The organism is Providencia sp. PROV109, assembly GCF_033681625.1.
GTDB lineage: Bacteria > Pseudomonadota > Gammaproteobacteria > Enterobacterales > Enterobacteriaceae > Providencia > Providencia hangzhouensis.
The window spans coordinates 664732-684230 of the sequence record NZ_CP096320.1; the positions used below are offsets into that span (position 1 = coordinate 664732).

General features: G+C 47.6%; 20 protein-coding genes. 19 read left to right on the forward strand and 1 reads right to left on the reverse strand.

Annotated elements, in window-relative coordinates; translation table 11 throughout:
- Position 1 precedes the first annotated feature (1 nt).
- The 3 genes from traN (at position 2) to M1F25_RS02970 (ending at position 4951) form a co-directional block, all read left to right on the forward strand.
- On the forward strand, positions 2-3694 hold the full coding sequence (traN, locus tag M1F25_RS02960; protein ID WP_181489262.1) for a conjugal transfer protein TraN: 3693 nt from the start codon (positions 2-4) through the stop codon (positions 3692-3694).
- A 231-nt stretch (positions 3695-3925) separates the two neighbouring features.
- Positions 3926-4258, forward strand: coding sequence for a hypothetical protein (locus tag M1F25_RS02965; RefSeq protein ID WP_001132435.1), 333 nt, complete (start codon positions 3926-3928; stop codon positions 4256-4258).
- Positions 4259-4288: 30 nt separating this feature from the next.
- Positions 4289-4951, forward strand: a complete 663-nt coding sequence (locus M1F25_RS02970) for a hypothetical protein (RefSeq protein WP_000342215.1) — start codon at positions 4289-4291, stop codon at positions 4949-4951.
- 90 nt (positions 4952-5041) lie between these two features.
- Here the strand turns inward: M1F25_RS02970 and M1F25_RS02975 are convergent, their stop codons facing one another.
- The gene (locus M1F25_RS02975; protein ID WP_000035788.1) at positions 5042-5644 is read right to left on the reverse strand and encodes a hypothetical protein; all 603 of its coding nucleotides are present in this window, start codon (positions 5642-5644) and stop codon (positions 5042-5044) included.
- A 367-nt stretch (positions 5645-6011) separates the two neighbouring features.
- Here M1F25_RS02975 and M1F25_RS02980 point away from each other — a divergent pair, with 367 nt between their 5' ends.
- The 16 genes from M1F25_RS02980 (at position 6012) to M1F25_RS03055 (ending at position 19496) form a co-directional block, all read left to right on the forward strand.
- Complete coding sequence (locus tag M1F25_RS02980; RefSeq protein WP_000455722.1) at positions 6012-6338, forward strand: hypothetical protein; 327 nt, start codon at positions 6012-6014, stop codon at positions 6336-6338.
- A 15-nt stretch (positions 6339-6353) separates the two neighbouring features.
- A complete protein-coding gene (locus M1F25_RS02985) occupies positions 6354-6773 on the forward strand; it encodes a single-stranded DNA-binding protein (RefSeq protein WP_000795984.1) in 420 nt (139 codons plus the stop codon).
- A 79-nt stretch (positions 6774-6852) separates the two neighbouring features.
- Entirely contained in the window at positions 6853-7671 is an 819-nt protein-coding gene (gene bet, locus M1F25_RS02990; protein ID WP_000414662.1) for a phage recombination protein Bet, read from the forward strand.
- Between the two features lie 81 nt (positions 7672-7752).
- Positions 7753-7896: a hypothetical protein gene (locus M1F25_RS02995; protein WP_000167276.1), complete on the forward strand. Its 144-nt coding sequence runs from the start codon at positions 7753-7755 to the stop codon at positions 7894-7896.
- Between the two features lie 60 nt (positions 7897-7956).
- On the forward strand, positions 7957-8973 hold the full coding sequence (locus M1F25_RS03000; RefSeq protein WP_000862954.1) for a YqaJ viral recombinase family protein: 1017 nt from the start codon (positions 7957-7959) through the stop codon (positions 8971-8973).
- 209 nt (positions 8974-9182) lie between these two features.
- On the forward strand, positions 9183-10142 hold the full coding sequence (locus tag M1F25_RS03005; RefSeq protein WP_000139694.1) for an AAA family ATPase: 960 nt from the start codon (positions 9183-9185) through the stop codon (positions 10140-10142).
- Positions 10142-10909, forward strand: coding sequence for a hypothetical protein (locus M1F25_RS03010; RefSeq protein ID WP_000970191.1), 768 nt, complete (start codon positions 10142-10144; stop codon positions 10907-10909). Before M1F25_RS03005 ends, M1F25_RS03010 begins: the two co-directional genes overlap by 1 nt.
- A gap of 98 nt (positions 10910-11007) precedes the next feature.
- Entirely contained in the window at positions 11008-11961 is a 954-nt protein-coding gene (locus M1F25_RS03015) for a DUF3150 domain-containing protein (RefSeq protein ID WP_000027441.1), read from the forward strand.
- Between the two features lie 61 nt (positions 11962-12022).
- Positions 12023-12463, forward strand: coding sequence for a hypothetical protein (locus tag M1F25_RS03020; protein ID WP_024023027.1), 441 nt, complete (start codon positions 12023-12025; stop codon positions 12461-12463).
- Positions 12464-12532: 69 nt separating this feature from the next.
- The gene (locus M1F25_RS03025; RefSeq protein WP_053410252.1) at positions 12533-14188 is read left to right on the forward strand and encodes a VWA domain-containing protein; all 1656 of its coding nucleotides are present in this window, start codon (positions 12533-12535) and stop codon (positions 14186-14188) included.
- Between the two features lie 82 nt (positions 14189-14270).
- Positions 14271-14768, forward strand: a complete 498-nt coding sequence (gene radC, locus M1F25_RS03030; RefSeq protein ID WP_000797298.1) for a RadC family protein — start codon at positions 14271-14273, stop codon at positions 14766-14768.
- Complete coding sequence (locus M1F25_RS03035) at positions 14768-15109, forward strand: hypothetical protein (RefSeq protein WP_024023025.1); 342 nt, start codon at positions 14768-14770, stop codon at positions 15107-15109. Before radC ends, M1F25_RS03035 begins: the two co-directional genes overlap by 1 nt.
- 91 nt (positions 15110-15200) lie before the next feature.
- Positions 15201-16274 carry a primase-helicase zinc-binding domain-containing protein gene (locus tag M1F25_RS03040; RefSeq protein ID WP_024023024.1) on the forward strand — a complete coding sequence of 358 codons (1074 nt, stop codon included), beginning with the start codon at positions 15201-15203 and terminating at the stop codon, positions 16272-16274.
- Positions 16275-16363: 89 nt separating this feature from the next.
- Entirely contained in the window at positions 16364-17068 is a 705-nt protein-coding gene (locus tag M1F25_RS03045) for a hypothetical protein (RefSeq protein WP_024023022.1), read from the forward strand.
- Between the two features lie 92 nt (positions 17069-17160).
- Positions 17161-18105, forward strand: a complete 945-nt coding sequence (locus tag M1F25_RS03050; RefSeq protein WP_024023021.1) for a thioredoxin family protein — start codon at positions 17161-17163, stop codon at positions 18103-18105.
- A gap of 2 nt (positions 18106-18107) precedes the next feature.
- Positions 18108-19496, forward strand: coding sequence for a conjugal transfer protein TraH (locus M1F25_RS03055; RefSeq protein WP_181489264.1), 1389 nt, complete (start codon positions 18108-18110; stop codon positions 19494-19496).
- Positions 19497-19499: the final 3 nt, after the last annotated feature.

A 19499-nucleotide genomic window follows, 5' to 3' on the forward strand; every position in this document is an offset into this window, starting at 1 on the left:
TATGAAACCAACACTTTTTACCCGAGTTTTAGCGGGTGTTTTATCAATCACTATGGCTTGCTTGCCCTTACATGGTGTGGCCGCTGATGTGCAGCGCCAATCCGGCTTAAGCGGACAACAAGAAGGTAAGCAATTACTGCAAAACTGGACGATGCCCGCACTTAACGGCAATACATTGTTGGTGCCGAGTGGCAGTGGTAATGAGTCCATTAACTTGCAAGAGCTATTTCCTGGTATGGATCAGGGCTCATTAGATGTCTTAACGGGCGTTTATGGCTCTGATGCCAGCATGAATCAATTGGGGACACAGCGCCAAGAGAGCATGGCATCTGAAAGTGGCGCTATGGGTGAAGCATTTCGTTCGCTACAGCAAATCAAAGACCGGTCTCGGCCAGATATGGTCAATGATCCGCTTTGGGCATTAACTGATGCGGTTCAAACTGACCCCAATCTATTAACGCAAAGCTTCCCAGGCTGTGAGTCTCAAGGTGAAGGCAGCCCAAATTACCAGCAATGTGACAGGCTCAATACAGCGGTTAACAGCTGCACTATTACTCACGATTACACGGCAGGCATCATTGAGCATGTTTCAGGGCCGATGAACCTTCGCTCTTGTGGTGAAGGGTGTCTTGAAGTTTGGATAGGACGTATTGGCGACAACTACTGGAGTGGCCGTTGTAAAGTGTTTGAACAGGCCATCACACTAAAAGTCGTGAACCCCGATGCGATTACTTCAGCCGTTCTTGAGTACGCCAAATGGGATGACTACATGCAAGTTTGGCTTGGCGATCAGAAAGTCTGGTCTGGGCCGAACAATAACTTTCCACCAGAAACGGCTGGCCGCTGCGAGCTCAGTACCAGTTGGGAGCGCAATCCTAATACTGACCTCACCGCCAAGTTAAAAGCGGTAGAGCCCGGTTTAGAAGTGCCAGTCAAAATTCGCGTATCGGTAACGGGTAGTGGTGAGGGGTATGCACGCATCAAGGTGCGCTTTGATCCAACCAAGGTGGTGATGAATGATAGTTGGTCACCACAGTCCTGTATCGAACAAGCAGCGGATATCCCGGCTAAGTTTTCAGACTACAGCATTCAATGTACGGATCAGCCGTCATCAACCAACGGATGTACGGTGGTCAATGGTGTTTCAGTTTGTGAATCCTATTTTGCCCCAAGCCCAGTGGCTGGCATATCGCCTTTGTGTCGGCGTGTACAAGTTAGTGTGGATGATGAAAGCTATAAGGGGATTGAAAATCAGGCCTGCCAAGTGCTTGAAGCGAATCCTTCCTGTGGATTCATGTCGTCAGAATGTGCCGAGACCAATGATAAAGGTGAATGCATTCGTTTTACCGATACCTATGACTGTGGATTGCAAACCAGCGATCCAAAGTGTGTGGTATCCAATCTTATGCCGAGTAGTTTTGAGGCCTGTGAGCCTACTCAGACGATCACGCCATTTACTGAAACCAAGCATGTACCCGATTACCAGGTGTGCGAGAAGATCAGCACGCTTACTCAGTGTCAGTTAGAACGACGTGTATCCGTTGAAACCCATCAAAAAAGCTGGTCCATTGAGCGCGGTTGCTTTAGCTCTGAAACGCTCAGCTTTGTTCCACAGCACAGCAGCACTATGCAAACTGGAAACGCGATACTGAGAATTTTTGATAATCAAAATACTGAGATAAAAATCACCGAGTCGCCATCCAAGGCAAATGGTTGGAAAACGACACTCTCATTGACGGGCAATAAGGAGACGGTGACTGAGACGAAACCGTCCATTAAGTACCCTGAAATGACGTGTCCAAAAGGAACCTTGGTTGGCTCATTGTGTAGGGTCGTTAATGGGTCGATTATTTCGTGGCATGAACCCCAGGAAATCACTCGTTCCAGATGCGAGTCCGGCTGGAACAAAGTCGATTTCGATACTTGCAGCCGAGAAGTTCAGAAGTGTTTGGCTCCTGCGAAACTAAGTGCTTCCTTGACATTCTCCGGCAAGTACTTAGAGCAGGACGTTGTTCATCAATCAAGTGATCCGGGCATAGACCAATGCTTGATGCAAACGGATCAGTTTACTGCGGTGCAGTGGCAGTGTTTGGATACGGGGACAAAACGAATAGAGGGGTTAACGGTTGGTAGTGGCGAGTTGGCAAAGCTTGGAAGTCTTTATCCGGCGGTTGTTTCGTCTCCTGCTCATTTAACCAGTCGTGGTAGCTCTGATGGACTGGGGCTCTCATGCTGGAGGGCAAAAGCGACCTACAATGCCTCGACTGCTCACCCAGAGTTCAACATGGGCAGCTCAGATAGCTGGGTAGATGCCAATGGTAATATACAAACCATCGTCAATAACGGACAAAACACGACCACCAATACGTGTTCCGCGCTGGAGCAAAACCCAGCCTGCCAGTATGTCAGAACCGAATGCACTGAAGGCGGAGCTGGTCATGAAGGCTTCTGCTATATCCAAAGTTTGGTGTATGACTGCGGACAAAGCGTAGAAGTGCAAAACGCTCGAATGGAAACTCAATACAACTGTGAGGGGCCAGTTCGCTGTATGGGCACAGATTGTTTAGAGCCAGAGTCAATCAAGCAGGCTAACTTTGCAGAGGCCGCTGCGATGCTTAATGCAGCGCAGTTTATGACCAATGATATGTCATGCACGGGAGCTGATGGCCAAGATAACGTCGAGTGTACGGTCTTTAAAGGTAATGCTGGCCAGTGCAAAAAAGCCGTTGGCGGCATAGTGGATTGCTGTGAAAAGCCAAGTGGCGTGTCGTTATCGGATTACATCACAATGATAGTTGCGGTCAACAAGCTTGATACGGCAGTCATGGCCATGAATCCGTCGTCGGCAATCTATGGTTCCTGGAATACGCTCAGGGAGCCAATCACGAGCACTTGGAGTGCGGTCAAAGAGCCTTTTGTGTCTGCATGGGACTCTCTCATGGGGGCTGGGCCATCAACGGCTGCTGGCGCGGGAGCGGAGCAAGCTGCGACTGGCTTTATGCAGGTGTTGACCAACAAGACGGCTGAATGGGTAGGTACGACCTTTGGTTCGGGGGCGCAATCGGCACTGTTTAGCAACGTTGGTGGCGCGGTTGGAGCCGATGGTGTTGTTTCGGGTGGCAACTTTGCCCTCGGTGGCGCTGCGGGCGCGGTTCTGAGTACGGTTATGACGGCCTACATGATTTATTCAGTCACCATGATCCTCATTCAGCTAATCTGGAAATGTGAGCAAAGTGAGTTTGAGATGAACGCCAAGCGGGTATTGAAGAGTTGCCATTACGTGGGCTCTTACTGCAAGTCTAAGTTCTTAGGTGCCTGTGTTGAGAAACGGCAATCATATTGCTGCTTTACTTCGCCACTTTCACGGATCATTCAAGAACAAGTACGTCCTCAATTGGGCCTTGGTTGGGGCAGTGCCAAGTCACCAAACTGTGAAGGTTTGACCGCGAGTCAGTTAAACCAGGTAGATTGGAGCCAAGTCAATCTGGATGAATGGATAGGTATCTTGTCGATAACAGGCAACCTACCCGAAGTACCGTCACTGGATCTGGAACGACTCACAGGCTCAGGAAGTACGCTAAACGTTGATGGAAATCGTCAGAGTGCCGCAGATAGAGCCATTGAACGGCTAAACGGAATGGATGCACAGAAACTGCGTCAGGAGGCGACGGAAGAAATTTCGGGGAATAATTGAGCGTATCCATCTAAAACAGCTTTGCCAATAATGTTCCATCATGGTTACTTTAATGAGCTTATTGCGCCTTAAGGTAACCAATTTGGCACTTTGGGCCTCTTATACTTTCTGTTCAGCGTGTGCGCAATTTGCTCTTATTTTTTTACCATTTTCAGACTTAGGAGGCTGCTGCAAAAAGGAAAAGCTGATAGTCTGGCACATATAAAATTTATGATAAAAGGAAAATTAATAATGCCTAATTTCGATCAAAACTTTGAAGCTACTCGTTTGTCTATGCTTTCAAAACAACACCCTGACATTGTGAAGGTGTCGGGTGAGGTGGTGTTTCGTGCGGAAGATGACGAAGACCGCCTAAGCGGAACATCTTGGACTCTTGAAGATGACATTTTTGATCAGGTCACCGAATCAGGCTTCAAATTACACTTGCTTGAACTTCTGGATAATTTCATAGAATACCGAGGTCAATGTAACGAGCTGCCGAAAAAGGAAGGGATTGTGCGTTTTGGTGGTGGCACTTTAAATATTGAATGGCTACCTAATGGAACTACCCATCTATCCAAATGATGTTTTATAAGAACCAGCCTGAGTTTTCCTATGGATGATAAATATGTTTCAGAAATAGACTGTCTTGATAAGTTAATGGTTGCATGGTCAGAGGCATTCCCGAAGGATTGGTATTTCAACTACGATGGAGTGATTTCAACTGAGGACTGGGATAGTTGTGGTAAAAAAGTTTTGTTTGTTTTAAAGGAAACAAATGAAGCAAAGCAAAATATTGTCAACGCTATTAATAGGGCTATTGAGGTGAAGGCAAGTGGATGGTGGCGAGGAAAGGTTCTTCGTCGGGTGGGGCGTTGGGCTTACGGACTTCAAAAATATGATGGGGCTGTGCCGTCACTGAGAGATGCTAAATTAAATGAAAAAAATGCAGTTAAGAATATTGCATACATAAATATAAGGAAAACATCTGGAAGTGCGCGAACCGACCAAAAATCATTTGACGCCCATGCCAAAGAATTTGCCCCTTTTGTTCGAAGGCAAATTGAGTTGATTAACCCTGATATTGTTGTGCTTTGCGGCACATATAATCAAGTTAAACGTTACGTATTCCCTGAGCTTAAAAAAGTTAGCGAACGAGTGCATGTTAATGACGGGGTTGTCTTCATCAATGCCTTCCATCCTGCCGCAAGAAAAAAGTCGGCCATGCTTTATCATCAAGTACTCGATAACTACCACGCTTACAAAAATCATATATAACCAATGCTTGAATAGTTATATGCAGCGCAAGCCTTGCGTCGTATCTTGAAAAAGCCCCTTCAAGAGGGGCTGTGTGATGGGAGCCGTTCGCTAGTTGGCGGGAGTATCTGTTTCCTCTTCAGTGATATCGTCATCGGTTGAAGGCACCGCTTGCTCAACTTCTGCTTCTTTACCCTTAGCTTGGGCTGATTTTCGTGCACGAATTTCGATATCAATAATGCGTCGTGCAAGTTTGATAATGCGCTGTTGCCATGCGTAGTTGCCATCAACACGTTGCTTGTTACTAAGCACGCTAGATAACCAGAGTGTGTCCATTGAGATCATCAACGAATCGAGTTTGCGCACTAAGCCGACAAACTGGCCAACCTGAGGCGAGCTGATTTTAGCGTTGAAGGTAATCGGGTCGGTGTAGTCAGGTACTTCATCGATGCCGTTGGACTCCATCAATTTGTCCAAACGAGATTGTTCGTTGTCTACCGCCTTAGCGCAATCCTCGATCAACTGGCTAATGATCTGTTCCACGTCATCAATTTCGTTCTCATCGCCAATGATGCGCAGGATGACATCGATTCCGTAAAGCGCACTGACCGTCCGTCTAAAAACACGGTCAACGACACGTTGCGCCTGTAAGCTATTAATTGTGAATGATTGTTCAAAGATGGGTTTTGAGTAACTGGGTTTTGCTTGGGCCATAAGTTTGCTCCTGATATGACAATAATCAGTCCCTAGACTAATCCTCTGTGAGGTAATGGCCTTTCAGCTAGGTGGAAGAATTGAGCATCTTTCTGACTATCCTGTCTGGATAAGACGGTTACACTGACTATCAAATATTGCTGATCTGTTTCAGTGATATCTGCGCCTGAGAGCATGAGCTCAAAGGAAGCCCGCCGCTGAGTATTCTCAGTGGTACTAAGAGGTAGCTAGCCTCCTTAAACAAATAGCCTGCATGTTCTTACATGCTCAACCATGCGTTCCTTACGGTTCGCCTTTTCACCACCCAACTGGGGGAGTTTTCCCCAGTTGGGGGTGACTCCTTCAAAACCAAATTATGGAGTCACCAATGGAATATATCTTCGGATTTATTATCCAAATCGCGGGCATTATGTTGCTAGCAAAACTGAGCTGGTCGCTTTTGCGATTGCTTGCTCGTCAAAGCGTGCGTCCGTTTCGATTTGTACTTACTCAAATCAAGCGATTGCTCACACCAACACCAAAACGTCGTCCAATGGCAGTGCCTAAAGCTCCTGGTATGCCCCGTTTGACATCTGCGTTTTACAAAGAGCCACATCAGTACGACATGGCTTTACTCGAAATACCAACCTATCTGCGTCGTCAGTCTTCTTTGCCCAGCCGGGTAGAAGCGACTGTGTGCACAGAGTTCAACTAAGACGAGGAGAACATCATGAAAAACCAAGTAACACTCATAGGCTACGTTGGCGCTGAGCCAGAGACACGAGCCTATCCATCAGGTGATTTAGTGACCAGTATTTCACTGGCCACTTCTGAGAAATGGCGCGACCGTCAATCCAATGAGCTCAAAGAGCATACGGAATGGCATCGGGTCGTTTTTCGAGATCGTGGTGGATTTAAGTTAGGGCTAAGAGCAAAAGATTTAATCCAAAAGGGAGCGAAGCTTTTTGTTCAAGGGCCTCAGCGCACGCGTTCATGGGAGAAAGATGGCATTAAGCATCGATTGACCGAAGTGGACGCGGACGAGTTTCTGCTTCTTGATAGTGTGAACAAAGCATCTGAGCCATCACCGGCGGATGATGCGAGCTCCCAAGCTAATTGGGCACAAACTTATCCTGAACCAGATTTTTAACCGAGCAAAAACGCTTTAACCCAGCCGGGAGTACTTTCCCGTCAGGGGCAGACTCCCACTTTGATTGTCGGAGTCCATAATGGAAAAACCAAAGCTAATCCAACGCTTTGCTGAGCGCTTTAGTGTCGATCCAAACAAATTGTTCGATACCCTAAAAGCAACAGCATTCAAGCAACGTGACGGTAGTGCACCGACCAATGAGCAGATGATGGCGCTCTTGGTGGTTGCAGATCAGTACGGCTTGAACCCTTTCACCAAAGAGATTTTTGCGTTCCCTGATAAACAAGCTGGAATTATTCCAGTGGTAGGTGTCGATGGATGGTCTCGCATCATCAATCAACACGACCAGTTTGATGGCATGGAGTTTAAGACTTCAGAAAACAAAGTCTCACTGGATGGCGCGAAAGAATGCCCTGAATGGATGGAATGCATCATCTATCGGCGCGACCGTTCGCACCCAGTCAAAATCACTGAGTATCTGGATGAAGTCTATCGACCGCCTTTTGAAGGTAACGGCAAAAATGGCCCTTACCGGGTAGATGGTCCATGGCAGACGCACACTAAGCGAATGCTAAGACATAAATCCATGATCCAGTGTTCCCGCATTGCGTTTGGCTTTGTGGGAATTTTCGATCAAGACGAAGCGGAGCGAATTATCGAAGGCCAAGCAACACACGTTGTTGAGCCATCGGTGATTCCACCCGAGCAAGTTGATGATCGAACCCGAGGGCTTGTTTACAAGCTTATCGAGCGGGCGGAAGCTTCAAACGCTTGGAATAGTGCATTGGAATATGCCAATGAACATTTTCAAGGTGTTGAACTGACGTTTGCGAAACAAGAAATATTTAATGCACAGCAACAAGCAGCCAAAGCGCTCACACAGCCTTTAGCTTCTTAGAGCCACGCATTCATTTTACTAACCCTGGCGGGATTATTCTCCCGTCAGGGGGAAGGTCTCGTCTTTTTTTGGAGATCTTCCATGACTAAATCAGCCTCACTTTTTCGCTTGGTATTGGTTGTTGCCCTTGTCGTAGGTTCGATTCAAGCCGGTAAAACGGCAATTGATTCGCTTCAAGCAAGTGTTGTTCAGCACCAAACAGCGTTAGCACAAGCTGCAAAGTAACCACTTAACCCTGAAGGGGAGTTCTCTCCTTCGGGGGAGTCTCCCTTCAAAGGAGGCAATATGAAGGTTATCGACCTATCACAACGTACTCCTGCATGGCACCAGTGGCGCATTGCAGGGGTTACGGCATCTGAAGCCCCAATTATTATGGGGCGTTCACCCTACAAAACACCTTGGCGATTATGGGCAGAAAAAACTGGATTCGTATTACCGGAAGACCTGTCGAATAATCCAAATGTGCTTCGCGGTATACGGTTGGAGCCTCAAGCAAGGCGAGCATTTGAAAATGCGCATAATGACTTTCTTCTGCCGTTATGTGCAGAAGCCGATCATAACGCAATCTTTCGAGCCAGCTTTGATGGCATCAACGATGCGGGCGAGCCCGTTGAACTGAAATGTCCTTGCCAGTCAGTTTTTGAGGATGTGCAAGCTCATCGAGAACAAAGCGAGGCGTACCAGTTGTATTGGGTGCAAGTACAGCATCAAATACTGGTCGCCAATAGCACGCGTGGTTGGTTGGTATTCTATTTTGAGGATCAACTGATTGAGTTTGAAATACAACGAGACGCGGCGTTCTTAACTGAATTGCAAGAAACAGCGCTTCAGTTTTGGGAGTTAGTACAGACCAAAAAAGAACCGTCAAAATGCCCTGAGCAAGATTGTTTTGTTCCTAAGGGTGAAGCCCAATACCGTTGGACATCGCTGTCTCGACAGTATTGCTCAGCACATGCCGAAGTGGTCCGACTGGAAAATCACATTAAATCTTTGAAAGAGGAAATGCGAGACGCCCAGTCAAAATTGGTCGCCATGATGGGTAACTACGCTCATGCCGACTATGCTGGGGTCAAACTCAGCCGCTACATGATGGCGGGCACGGTGGACTATAAGCAATTGGCCACCGATAAGTTAGGCGAGCTGGATGAACAGGTTTTAGCCGCTTACCGAAAAGCGCCACAAGAGCGGTTGCGCATTAGCACCAATAAGCCAGAGCAGCCCGTTGAAACACCAATCAAAATCAGCCTTGAGCAAGAGAACTTGGTTCTGCCAGGTGACTCGCCGAGCTCATTTTATTTTTAACGTTCACTTGGAGCCGATTTCGGCTCCTTTCTAATGCGCTCATATGGAGTGCATCAGAAAGCAGTTTCACTCGTAGCCAATGCTGGGTACGAATGATAGAGCGAGCTGAACTCTTACATACACAGCCATACCACAATCAACATACCACCCGACGGGGACTTCATTCCCTGCTGGGGCATGGAGCCTCGTCAAAACTGATGAGGTTTACCATGACTGAACAATCCCCATTTTTGGTTCAAGTGAATCAAGCGTTTAATGTCCCGGCTCCTGATGCTTTCGTTCTGGAAGGATTTAGTGCCGACACTACCCATCCAAACATTCCCGTTCGCAAGGACGAGTATGTTTTTAGAAAAGAAGACTTACGTGACGTATTGGCGTTCTTGTCTAACCCAGACGGTGACGGTTTGTATATTACAGGCCCCACTGGATGCGGGAAGACCTCGCTAATTTGCCAAGTTGCTTCTCGATTGAATTGGCCTGTTCAGCAAATTACTGCGCACGGTCGATTGGAATTGTCCGATCTTATCGGTCACCACACACTGGTTAATGGCAACATGACCTTTGTGTATGGACCGCTGGCACTGGCTGTAAAGCATGGCCATTTGCTGATCATTAATGAAATGGATCTTGCTGAGCCTGCTGAACTGGCTGGGCTCAATGACATTTTGGAAGGTGCCCCTTTGGCCATCGCACAAAATGGCGGAGAGATCATCATGCCACACAACAAGTTTCGTTTTATCGCTACCGGCAACAGTGCGGGCAGCGGTGACCAAACGGGCTTGTATCAAGGCGTGCTTCAACAGAATTTGGCTTTCCTTGATCGCTTTAGAATCATTGAAGCGACCTATGCAGAACCATCTGTAGAGGAAGCCATTCTGGAGAACGTTGCGCCGGGCTTACCAGAGGTCTTTCGCCAAAAAATGGTGAAGGTGGCTGGTGACATTCGTCGTCTTTTTATTGGGGGCGCGGATGGCGGTGCAGAGCTTAGTATCACCATGTCCACTCGGACCTTGGTGCGCTGGGCAAAGTTAACACTTGCTTTTAAAGGCGCTCCTAACGCAGTGGAGTATGCACTGGTTCGGTCTTTGACGGCTCGTGCTGAGTTGGAGCAACGTGAAGCCATTCACCGTATTGCCGCTGATGTCTTCGGTGACCACTGGGAGGATTGATGATGGAAAAGTGCTTTGCTCTTTACCGTTACAGTCATTCTGATGGGACAGCCAAAGAATGGGCCATTTACGTTGGATCAGATACCCAGGAGATTGAAGTTCGGTTTGGAAAAGCAGGTCAATTGTCGCAGCAGCGATTAATTGACTCGACTGATCCTAACGCAGAAGCAGACCGAAGAATCAATGAGAAAATCAACAAGGGTTATCGATTTGTTGGACAAGTCGGCATTGATCATCAAGGGCGGCCATTTGAACTATCAAATGCGCTTGATAGCGTCGCGTGCGCCAATAACGTCAGTTGGGAGTTTCGTACTCGCAAGGACGTCAATGGTCAAATCTCGCTGGCGCAAAAAGCGTTGTTCGATATGGCAAAGCTGCTTGAAGCCTATGGCTTGGCTGTTATTGATGATAACCAAGTCAGGATTGGAGAATGGTCATTAGGGTTTTGCAAAAGCGGATTACCTAGTACCAATCAAATCAGCATGGTGTCAGGTGAAGGCGCTGGCATTGTTAACACTGATGATGGCCCGTGGCCATTGTTGCTGTTACTGGCTTTTAAGCGTCAATTACCACCACTGTGTTCGCTCACAGTAGCGAGTCCTGAAGGGATAGAAGTATCCGACCAACTGAAGTTGGAAAAAGATGTATTGCGGTTGCTAGGCAGTGATTTAGAGCGGGTTCGCCCGATAGCTGAAGCACTGGACTTAATGCCTGTGAAAATCGATCTCAACCAATCGTCGCCTGATTCGCAAAATTACTATTTCTGATAGTGGTATTGCCATTAGCGCGTCAACTACTACCACCCATACGGGGGCCATTGCTCCTGTTGGGAGTGGTGCGTCCCCATCTCGCATGAGGATGCACTATGAGTATTCAAACCCTCGACAAACTGTTGATTTGTCACATCGACTGTTCCATCTGGAGCGGTAGAAAAAAGCTAAGGCCTGAAGATTTCAGATTAGCCAATGGCAGCCAACTTCCACCGAAGGATGTTGCCAGCTTAGGGAGTAAAAAAATTTGCGACCCAGAGGCATTGGCGAACTTTGAAAGGCTTAAGAAAGAAGCGCAGCGCTTGTGTGAGCAAGTCGGTGTGCGGTTTTTAGGTGGCTATGCCGTCCCTGAAGACCGAATTGATCAGATTGTTCCAGAGCTTGACAGGATCGGTCAGGAGTTTGCGCAGTGCAAGCAGTTGTTCTTGGACAACTATGATCAGGTGACGTTTGACTGGGTTGCGAAACACCCGGAATTTGCAGATGCAATTCGGCGTGCGCTGTCACCCATCGAAGACGTGGAACAACGGCTTCAGTTCGATTATGCCATCTATCGAATGCAACCGGCTGAACAAGCTGGTGGCTTAGATGACAAGGTCAATGGCATGGGACACACCCTATTTAGGGAGGTGGCTCGTGATGCTAATGAACTGTTTGAGCGTTCCGTTGCAGGAAAGAATCAAATCAGTCAGCGTGCCCTTAATCCTCTCAAGCGATTAAGAGACAAGTTGGATGGTTTGTCATTCCTGGATCATCGAGTTCAGCCGATGGTTGAAGCGATGGACAATTTATTTGTTCGTCTGCCGAAGACCGGCCCTGTGACAGACAATCTCTATCACGAACTGATGGCGACCATTTTAATTTTGTCTGATCCAGACAAGATGAGAATGCACGGTGAAGGTCAATTGGATATCAGACAACTGATGCCCAAACCTGAACCTAAACCCGCACAGCCAGTATCTGCTCAGGCAGATAACTTACGTGCAATACCACAACCAACCGTCAGACCAAACCTTGGTTCGACTGTACCAAACTCATTTTATTTCTAACGTCCTTGAGGGCATGTTGCCCTTAAGGGCGCATGTCCTCTGAACTATGTAAGAGGAAATTATGCAATCAACCATCCATAACCCCAGCCAACTGAACCAGTTTGAACCGCATTTTCGTGGTGTGACTGATGCGGTTGAAAGTGAATCGATACCAGAAGTGGCGTGTTGTCGAACGTTAGTACAACGATCGTACTCAACACATAGTGTCGTGATCCCCAAGAACCCTGTATTGATCGCAGATGCGGACGGGCAAGGTGTTTGGGTAACGGCCATGGTGTTTGTTCCAAACATGGCATTGCAGCAAACCGCTCATGAGCGGGCCTGGCTGCAATATCAACACGAGGTGTCTACTCAGTTACAAGACCAGTATGGTCTGACATTGGATGACATCCTGAGTTTAGACCAGCTTAAAACGTCATTTGAGCAGCACGAGAGTACCGCTCAATTGGTGGCTTGGTTAGGTCAAAAATACGACCTGGTTAAGCTAAAAGCACAGGTTTAAACACTTACATTCCCAGCGGGGAAACGCTCCCGCTGAGGGAGTATTCCCCCTAATGATTAGGAGACTCCCATGAATCATCCATTAAAAAATGCACTGCCAATCGTTGCCGCCGCTTATGGCGAAAAGTTTGGTGTGAAGGTGCTTATTCAAGGACAAGATGCGTTTACCGATGGTGAGCGGATTGTGATCCCAACAGCAAACCCAGACGACCCACACTATCAACAAATAGCTTGGGGTTATCTGGCTCATGAAGCGGCGCATATTCGGCATACCAATTTTGACATGGTGAAGAAGGCGTCGTCTAAGCCGATCCGTAAGGCACTTCTCAATATTATTGAGGATGTGCGCATTGAAAACGAATTGGCAAAGGATTACCCCGGAACCCGGCGCAGTATTTCGCAAGTGATTGAGTACATGGTGGACACACAGCAAATGTGTGTACCTGAACAGCCTGAGCCTGCATCTAACTTGCAAGCCTGGTTGTTGTTTCGCTTGAGATGCCATTTTCTGGGCCAGAAAGCGCTGACGCCTTTGTATCAAGCTGTTGATGAAAGAGTGAGACAACTCTTTCCTGCCGCAGCGATGAGCCGGTTAAGCGCCATGCTGACAGCAGTGCCTAGCCTGGCATCTACAGGTGAAGTGCTGAAACTTGTCGATGCCATCGTTGCCATGTTGGAAGAAGAATCTCGTCCACCACAGGATGAGTCTGATGCTGATGGCGGTGATGACATTGGACAAGATGCGAGTAATGACAGCAATAGCAGTAGTGACAGTCAAACCCCGGAAACAAGTTCGTCTGCAACAGGGGATGCTGCTGAAACGAGTGATTCAGATAACTCTGATCAAGCTGATAATTTGCGACAAGCCTTAGAGGCCAGTGCCGCTCACTTTGAACCCGATACCTTTGCACAAGTGGCAGAAGTGTTGTCGGAACAAGCAGAAGGACATCAGGGCGTCACTCCACTCAGTTTGCCCCAAGCAGAGCAAGCTATGTTGGGTGATGAGGCTATCTTGACCTTATCGGCGTCTGAGTCGGCTCAAATTCGAGCCCGACTTAGGGGCATGGTTCAGTCCAGTCAGGACAATCGGAATCATGCCAAACGGTACGGTCTTCGAGTGGCAACTCATCGTCTTGCCGCTTCACAAGCAGGTGAGTCGAGATTGTTTATTCAAAGGCAGCCCCGCATTGCGCCTAATGCTGCTGTGCACTTGCTTGTCGATATATCGGGCTCAATGGGTAAGCCCATTGGCGAAGGTAATCGCAAGTATTTTCATGTTGCCAATGAAGCCGCTTTGGCTTTAGCCATGGCATTGGAAGGTATACCGGGTGTTGTACCTGCGGTCAGTTATTTTCCTGGTATTCATCAGGAAGTTTCTATCGCGTTATTGCCCAAGCAATCGGTTCGACATCGGGCCGCCTGTTTTGACCAAAAACCAAGAGGTTGTACGCCTATGGCACAAGCTATGTGGTTTGCGGCAAACAGTTTGTTGGCACAAAAACAGAAGCGAAAGCTAATGATAGTGCTAACGGATGGTGACCCAGATGATTGGGCTGCCACGCATGACATTGTTGACCGGTGCAGACGCAGTGGCTTTGAGCTGCTGGGGATCGGGATTCAAACACGCAGTGTTGAGAAATTCTTTCCTCGAAGCATCGTGATTAACGACGTCAAAGATCTGAAGCGTGAGTTATTCGAAGTAACACAACAACTGATAATTCAGTAACCACATCCATTTTACCACCCTGCGGGGACGATTCCGTCCCCGCCTGGGCATGGGTTCGTCTCCGTTTTTTTTGGAGACTCCTATGAAAAACAGAAAGTTCTTAGCTGGCGAAGAAGCCGGTACTTACATCGTTCCTGAGCAAGTGACTGAAGCGGATATCTTAGATATGGCGCTCAAGCTTGCCCGTGGTCGATTGAGTAAAGGTCGAAAAATTGAACAGCCATCGTCGGCGTTCTCATACCTGCAAACACTGATGCACGAGTATGAGCACGAAGTCTTTGGCGTACTGTTTCTTGATACAAAGCATCGCGTTATTCGATTTGAAGAGCTGTTCAAAGGCACTTTAGATGCAGCGAGCGTTTATCCAAGGGAAGTAACAAAACGAGCGCTAGAACTTAATGCGGCAGCAGTGATACTGGTTCATAACCATCCATCGGGTGATCCTGAACCCAGTGAAGCTGATAAACGCATCACTCATCGACTCCGTGACGCCTTGTCACTTGTTGATATTCGAACGCTTGACCATGTCGTGGTCGCATCCGAGGGCTGCGTTTCGCTTGCCGAACGCGGTTATCTTTAATGAATGGGCGCATTGCCCATTCTCCTTCATCACAAAAGCAGTCCTATCAACACACGTCATCACAGCTCGAATTTCTATTTGAGTTTGATGATGCCCCAGTCACTTGGTCTGACACGGAAATCTGGCAGTTACGCGAAGGCATTCTATTGGATGCGATCCGTGTATTGCTGGACGGTCGTGTCAGTACTCGATTGCGAAGGGATGTGTTGTCGTGGATTCAAAATGACGAATTAACGCCATTTTGCTTTCGTGTTTGCGCGATGGCTGCGGTTGTCGATCCTGATGTGCTTCGTGATTCCATCATGTGGCTATTAAGACGACATGGTATCCAGCTTGACTAACGTTCCTGCATTAACCAAACGGCTCAATGCAGGACCCAAGCTGACTTTTACCACCAGTGGTAGGAGTCGGCTTTTTACTTAAGGAGGTTATATGGCGTTACCTTTACAAATTGAAACAGTAAGGCCATATCTTAATGGCCAATGGCTTCAAGTATTAGCGGTATTGGTGCCAGAACTTGATGCCGCCATTGCTCGAAAGGGCCGTCATGTGGCTTGTCCTGTTCATGGCGGTCGTGATGGCTTTAGGCTATTCAAAGATGCTGAATATACCGGAGGTGGCGTTTGTAACACCTGCGGTATCTTTCATGATGGTTTTGAACTGTTGTCTTGGATTAATGGATGGAACTTTGCTCAGTCTATTGAAGCAATCGGCCAGGTTCTTGGTATTCAACCCGGACAAATACAAGCGCCTATTCGGCCAATACCGAGTAACGCAGTTGATTGGAAGGCTAGAAAGCAGGACGAGGACAAAGCGATTATCCATCGCTTGAATCAAACCTGGGGAGAAACGTTTTCTCTTGCAGATACTCGTGCGCAACCAGTTTGGAACTACATGCATCGTCGTGGCATTGTTACCCGGCTTCGTCCTGAATGGGATTCGGTGCTGAGGTATCATCCAAACTTGCCTTACCATGATGAAGATGGCTTGTTTATCGATAGCTACCCAGCGCTGCTAGGTAAAATCGTTACTCAGCAAGGGCGTTCGGCCACGTTTCATCGGATCTACCTAAGTGAAGATGGATTCAAAGCGCCGGTTGAAAAGCCTAAAAAGATGATGCCGATACCAAGTGACAGAACAATCACTGGTGGTGCCATTCCGATAGGTGAGCCTGGTGAGGTATTAGGTGTTTCTGAAGGCATCGAAACAGCTTTAGCGGTTACCAGAGCTACGGGACAGACATGTTGGTCGGTTGTGAATGCAACGCTACTGGCTAGGTTTGAACCACCAAGTAATGTGAAAATGCTGTACATCTGGGCAGATCACGATCTCTCTGAGACCGGCCTGAATGCAGCGAATGAACTCAAGAAAAAAGCCTGGCAAAAAGGCATTCTGACACAAGTTCTGATCCCTCCGATACCAACGTCACTTGGCGTGAAAAGTTGGGATTGGAATGATGTGCTGAATGTTTACGGAGCCATGGGCTTTCCGAAAGTTCATATCTGATCTAAGGGGCTTCGGCCCCTTTTTTTGCGCCTTGCATATTTGAAAAATCATGGAGAATGAAAAATAGATAACCAATAGGAGAAACAAACATGATGGTATTAACCCTGTTAACAAAGCAGATTGATGGTGAGTTTACGGTTTACTGGAAGACCGGCCTTCGAAGAGGTGGTGAACTAAAGGTCGATTTAGGTGAGCAATACGACAAGCTAACTGAGCAGCAAAAGCCAATTGCAGCTGAGCTCTATGCGATTCATCACCTACTGTCAGTGAAAGAGGTGATGGGGAGTAACCGAAGCGGTAATGGGCTTCAAATCCGGGTCAGTAAAGGAGCTATCAAAAAGTTACAGAAACAACGCTCAACTCAGCATTCACTTTACAGCCTGACTAGGTTTTTGCTCACTCGATACCAGGAAGCACAGATATCGGTAGAGAAACGGGAAGATTGGCTCTCATATTCCTTCGAAGAATACAGCGTCGATAATGCTACCGTGAGAGAAATCGATGAGGTCATCAACGTTCCGAACATTGGGCCTGTCGTGGTGACTCGTCATGCACTGGAAAGGTTTGTGGAACGGCTTTCAGGCGGTGTACCTAAGCATCCTTGGAAGGCTTTGTGCGCTAAATTGTGTAGCACAGAATTGGCAAAATCTTTATTGCCAGAATGTATAGCTTCAAAGAAAGCAAAAAAATATTTCGTACAGGCAGAGTTTTGGTGTCATGGGAGCTCTGGTATGCACTTTGTGATGGTGCCATCAGCCAAAGCACTTACGTTAGTAACAGTGTTTAATAGATAGTCAGAAACACACACGATTCCTTCATCTATCTGGCCAATCGCTCTTACGGGGATCTTTAGCATGTTAGCTCTGTGAAATTTCTGGAGCTGACAATGAGAACGCCTTTGTTACCTTGGTTCATCCTATGGGTGACCATCCCAATCATTATTTTCTTTCTATTCATCTTGCCCGCCTATGCTAGTGATGGGCAATTCTATCAGCGTGGTCAGGAAGGTTGGTTTTGGTATCAGGTCATTCCCGAGCCAGCCGAGTCTGAAGACCTAATGAAGCCGAAATCTGGTGTTGTGGAGCCCACTAAGGACGGGCTAAAGCCTTTCAGTGCTGCCTGGTTTCGTGAGCACATGCAGTCGTTCATGGACAAGGCAATTGATGAGCCGACGAATGAGAACGTCAGAGCCTATCTGTATCTCCAGCGCGTCATGATGGATAAGGGCTCACAGTTTGCTGATGTTAGTCAGCAGGTGGTCATGGGCGATCCTGTTTTGGATGAAATCAGTCGCAGACCCTTGGCGACCTATGCTGCCAATCGGATGGATCGAGAAGCTGGCGCTCAACGTGATGTAGCTTTAGGTGAAGTAGCGAAGCGGGCTGGTTTGTTCTTTTTCTATCGTTCGGATTGCCCTTATTGCCATGCTCAAGCGCCTATCATCGAATCTATGGCCTTGAACTATGGGTTCGAGGTGTTTGCTATTGCTGTCGATGGCTTGCCTTTACCCGGTGGAGAGTTTCCCAATTACAAAGTCGATTCAGGACAAGCACAATCCTTGTCCGTTACGACTGTCCCTGCCGTGTTCTTAGTTGACCCGCCTAACGTTATTACTCCGATTGGACAAGGCGCAATGAGCCTTGATGAGCTCAATAATCGAATCATTCTCGCAGCCCATCAAGCCGGTTGGATTGACGATCAAACTTACTATGCCACCAGACCTGTTCAACCCGGCGTGTCACTCGCGATGTCAGCCCAAGAGCTTAACGAAAAGATATTACAGGACCCTGAGTTCCTTGTTCGCTATCTGCGTGCACAAGGAGGGTTATAACAATGAAAAAAGTAATCCGAGTATCGCTAATCGCCTGTGCGATTGGTTTTTCATCTATGAGCCAAGCAAGCTTGCAACAGGAGATGAACCAGTTGTTTGGTTCAATGACCAACACCACTGCGCCTGGTGTATTCGAGAGTCAGCGGCGTGGCGTTATATCTGGAGGAAGCGTTGTTGTTCGTAACAGGATCATGAACGAGAACCTCGTCTCTATGGTGCCACCGTCATTCCAAGCCGGTTGTGGCGGCATTGATATGTTCGCGGGAAGTTTGTCATTTGTTAACGCGGATCAGTTTGTTCAATTACTTCGCTCTGTTGCTGCAAACGCCAAGGGGTATGCATTCCAATTGGCGCTCAGTGCTATGTGTGAGAAATGCTCTCAGCACATGGAGACACTGCAAAAGAAAATCCAGCAGTTGAACGAGTATTTTGGTAATTCCTGTCAAATGGCTCAGGGAGTCGTGAACGATACCCTGGCTGCTTTTGGTAAAAAGGGGCAAACAGAAGCCAGCATGTTGAGCTCACTTAAAGGGGCTGGGGACATTTTTACCAGTTGGAGTGAGTCCAATGGTAAGAACCCATATGAGAACGCTTCGAGTGTCGCGGCATCTGATGTAAACAGAACGATTAAAGGTAATTTGGTTTGGCGAGCACTGAAACGTCATTCGGCATCAAGCTGGTTTGCATCGGGGGATGACCGTTTTCTTGAAGCAGTTATGTCGGTGACTGGTTCGATCATTGTTGGTGATCTAGCTAATGCCGCTGATGGCCAAGGTAAAGCCCCGAAACTGACCAGACTGAATGGCAATAAAGTGACTATTGAGCATCTAATTCACGGCGGTAACGTCGCTATGTACCGATGTGACACAGTGACACAAGACGGCTGTCTGAATCCGACAATCACTAACGTGACCCTGACGGGGTTATCAACCCAAGTAGAAAATTTACTTCTTGGTACAGGTTCCAGTAACGGCATTATTTTTAAGTTTGCTCGAAATACAGGAGCTGCTAGCACCACCGAAAAGGCTTTTATGACATCGGCTCCTGCGAGCATTGGCGGCATGATTCGAACACTTTCTGCATTAAATGAAGGGGCCGCTAGGTCGTTTGCTTCACGAACGGCACCATTTATTGCTGTTGAGATGGCGCGAGCATTGGTTGAAGACATGCTCAATGCAGCTAGAAGTACCTCCGGTGTGGAAGATCATGCCTATGTGAAGTTATTAACGGAAGACCTTGAACGTGCACGTCGCCAAATCAATGAGGAGTACGCTGCGTTGCAGCGAAGATACGGCTCAGAGCAAGAATTGCTGGCGCATTTTAACCAGGTGATTCAGACCATTCGCAAACAGCGTTATTACACCGTTAAATCTACGGCACTGGGGGAATAGGTC

Excerpts from the sequence above, each read along its gene's own strand:
- traN (WP_181489262.1), top strand. The coding sequence starts at position 2 with ATGAAACCAACACTTTTTACCCGAGTTTTAGCGGGTGTTTTATCAATC.
- M1F25_RS02965 (WP_001132435.1), top strand. The coding sequence starts at position 3,926 with ATGCCTAATTTCGATCAAAACTTTGAAGCTACTCGTTTGTCTATGCTT.
- M1F25_RS02970 (WP_000342215.1), top strand. The coding sequence starts at position 4,289 with ATGGATGATAAATATGTTTCAGAAATAGACTGTCTTGATAAGTTAATG.
- M1F25_RS02975 (WP_000035788.1), bottom strand. The coding sequence starts at position 5,644 with ATGGCCCAAGCAAAACCCAGTTACTCAAAACCCATCTTTGAACAATCA.
- M1F25_RS02980 (WP_000455722.1), top strand. The coding sequence starts at position 6,012 with ATGGAATATATCTTCGGATTTATTATCCAAATCGCGGGCATTATGTTG.
- M1F25_RS02985 (WP_000795984.1), top strand. The coding sequence starts at position 6,354 with ATGAAAAACCAAGTAACACTCATAGGCTACGTTGGCGCTGAGCCAGAG.
- bet (WP_000414662.1), top strand. The coding sequence starts at position 6,853 with ATGGAAAAACCAAAGCTAATCCAACGCTTTGCTGAGCGCTTTAGTGTC.
- M1F25_RS02995 (WP_000167276.1), top strand. The coding sequence starts at position 7,753 with ATGACTAAATCAGCCTCACTTTTTCGCTTGGTATTGGTTGTTGCCCTT.
- M1F25_RS03000 (WP_000862954.1), top strand. The coding sequence starts at position 7,957 with ATGAAGGTTATCGACCTATCACAACGTACTCCTGCATGGCACCAGTGG.
- M1F25_RS03005 (WP_000139694.1), top strand. The coding sequence starts at position 9,183 with ATGACTGAACAATCCCCATTTTTGGTTCAAGTGAATCAAGCGTTTAAT.
- M1F25_RS03010 (WP_000970191.1), top strand. The coding sequence starts at position 10,142 with ATGATGGAAAAGTGCTTTGCTCTTTACCGTTACAGTCATTCTGATGGG.
- M1F25_RS03015 (WP_000027441.1), top strand. The coding sequence starts at position 11,008 with ATGAGTATTCAAACCCTCGACAAACTGTTGATTTGTCACATCGACTGT.
- M1F25_RS03020 (WP_024023027.1), top strand. The coding sequence starts at position 12,023 with ATGCAATCAACCATCCATAACCCCAGCCAACTGAACCAGTTTGAACCG.
- M1F25_RS03025 (WP_053410252.1), top strand. The coding sequence starts at position 12,533 with ATGAATCATCCATTAAAAAATGCACTGCCAATCGTTGCCGCCGCTTAT.
- radC (WP_000797298.1), top strand. The coding sequence starts at position 14,271 with ATGAAAAACAGAAAGTTCTTAGCTGGCGAAGAAGCCGGTACTTACATC.
- M1F25_RS03035 (WP_024023025.1), top strand. The coding sequence starts at position 14,768 with ATGAATGGGCGCATTGCCCATTCTCCTTCATCACAAAAGCAGTCCTAT.
- M1F25_RS03040 (WP_024023024.1), top strand. The coding sequence starts at position 15,201 with ATGGCGTTACCTTTACAAATTGAAACAGTAAGGCCATATCTTAATGGC.
- M1F25_RS03045 (WP_024023022.1), top strand. The coding sequence starts at position 16,364 with ATGATGGTATTAACCCTGTTAACAAAGCAGATTGATGGTGAGTTTACG.
- M1F25_RS03050 (WP_024023021.1), top strand. The coding sequence starts at position 17,161 with ATGAGAACGCCTTTGTTACCTTGGTTCATCCTATGGGTGACCATCCCA.
- M1F25_RS03055 (WP_181489264.1), top strand. The coding sequence starts at position 18,108 with ATGAAAAAAGTAATCCGAGTATCGCTAATCGCCTGTGCGATTGGTTTT.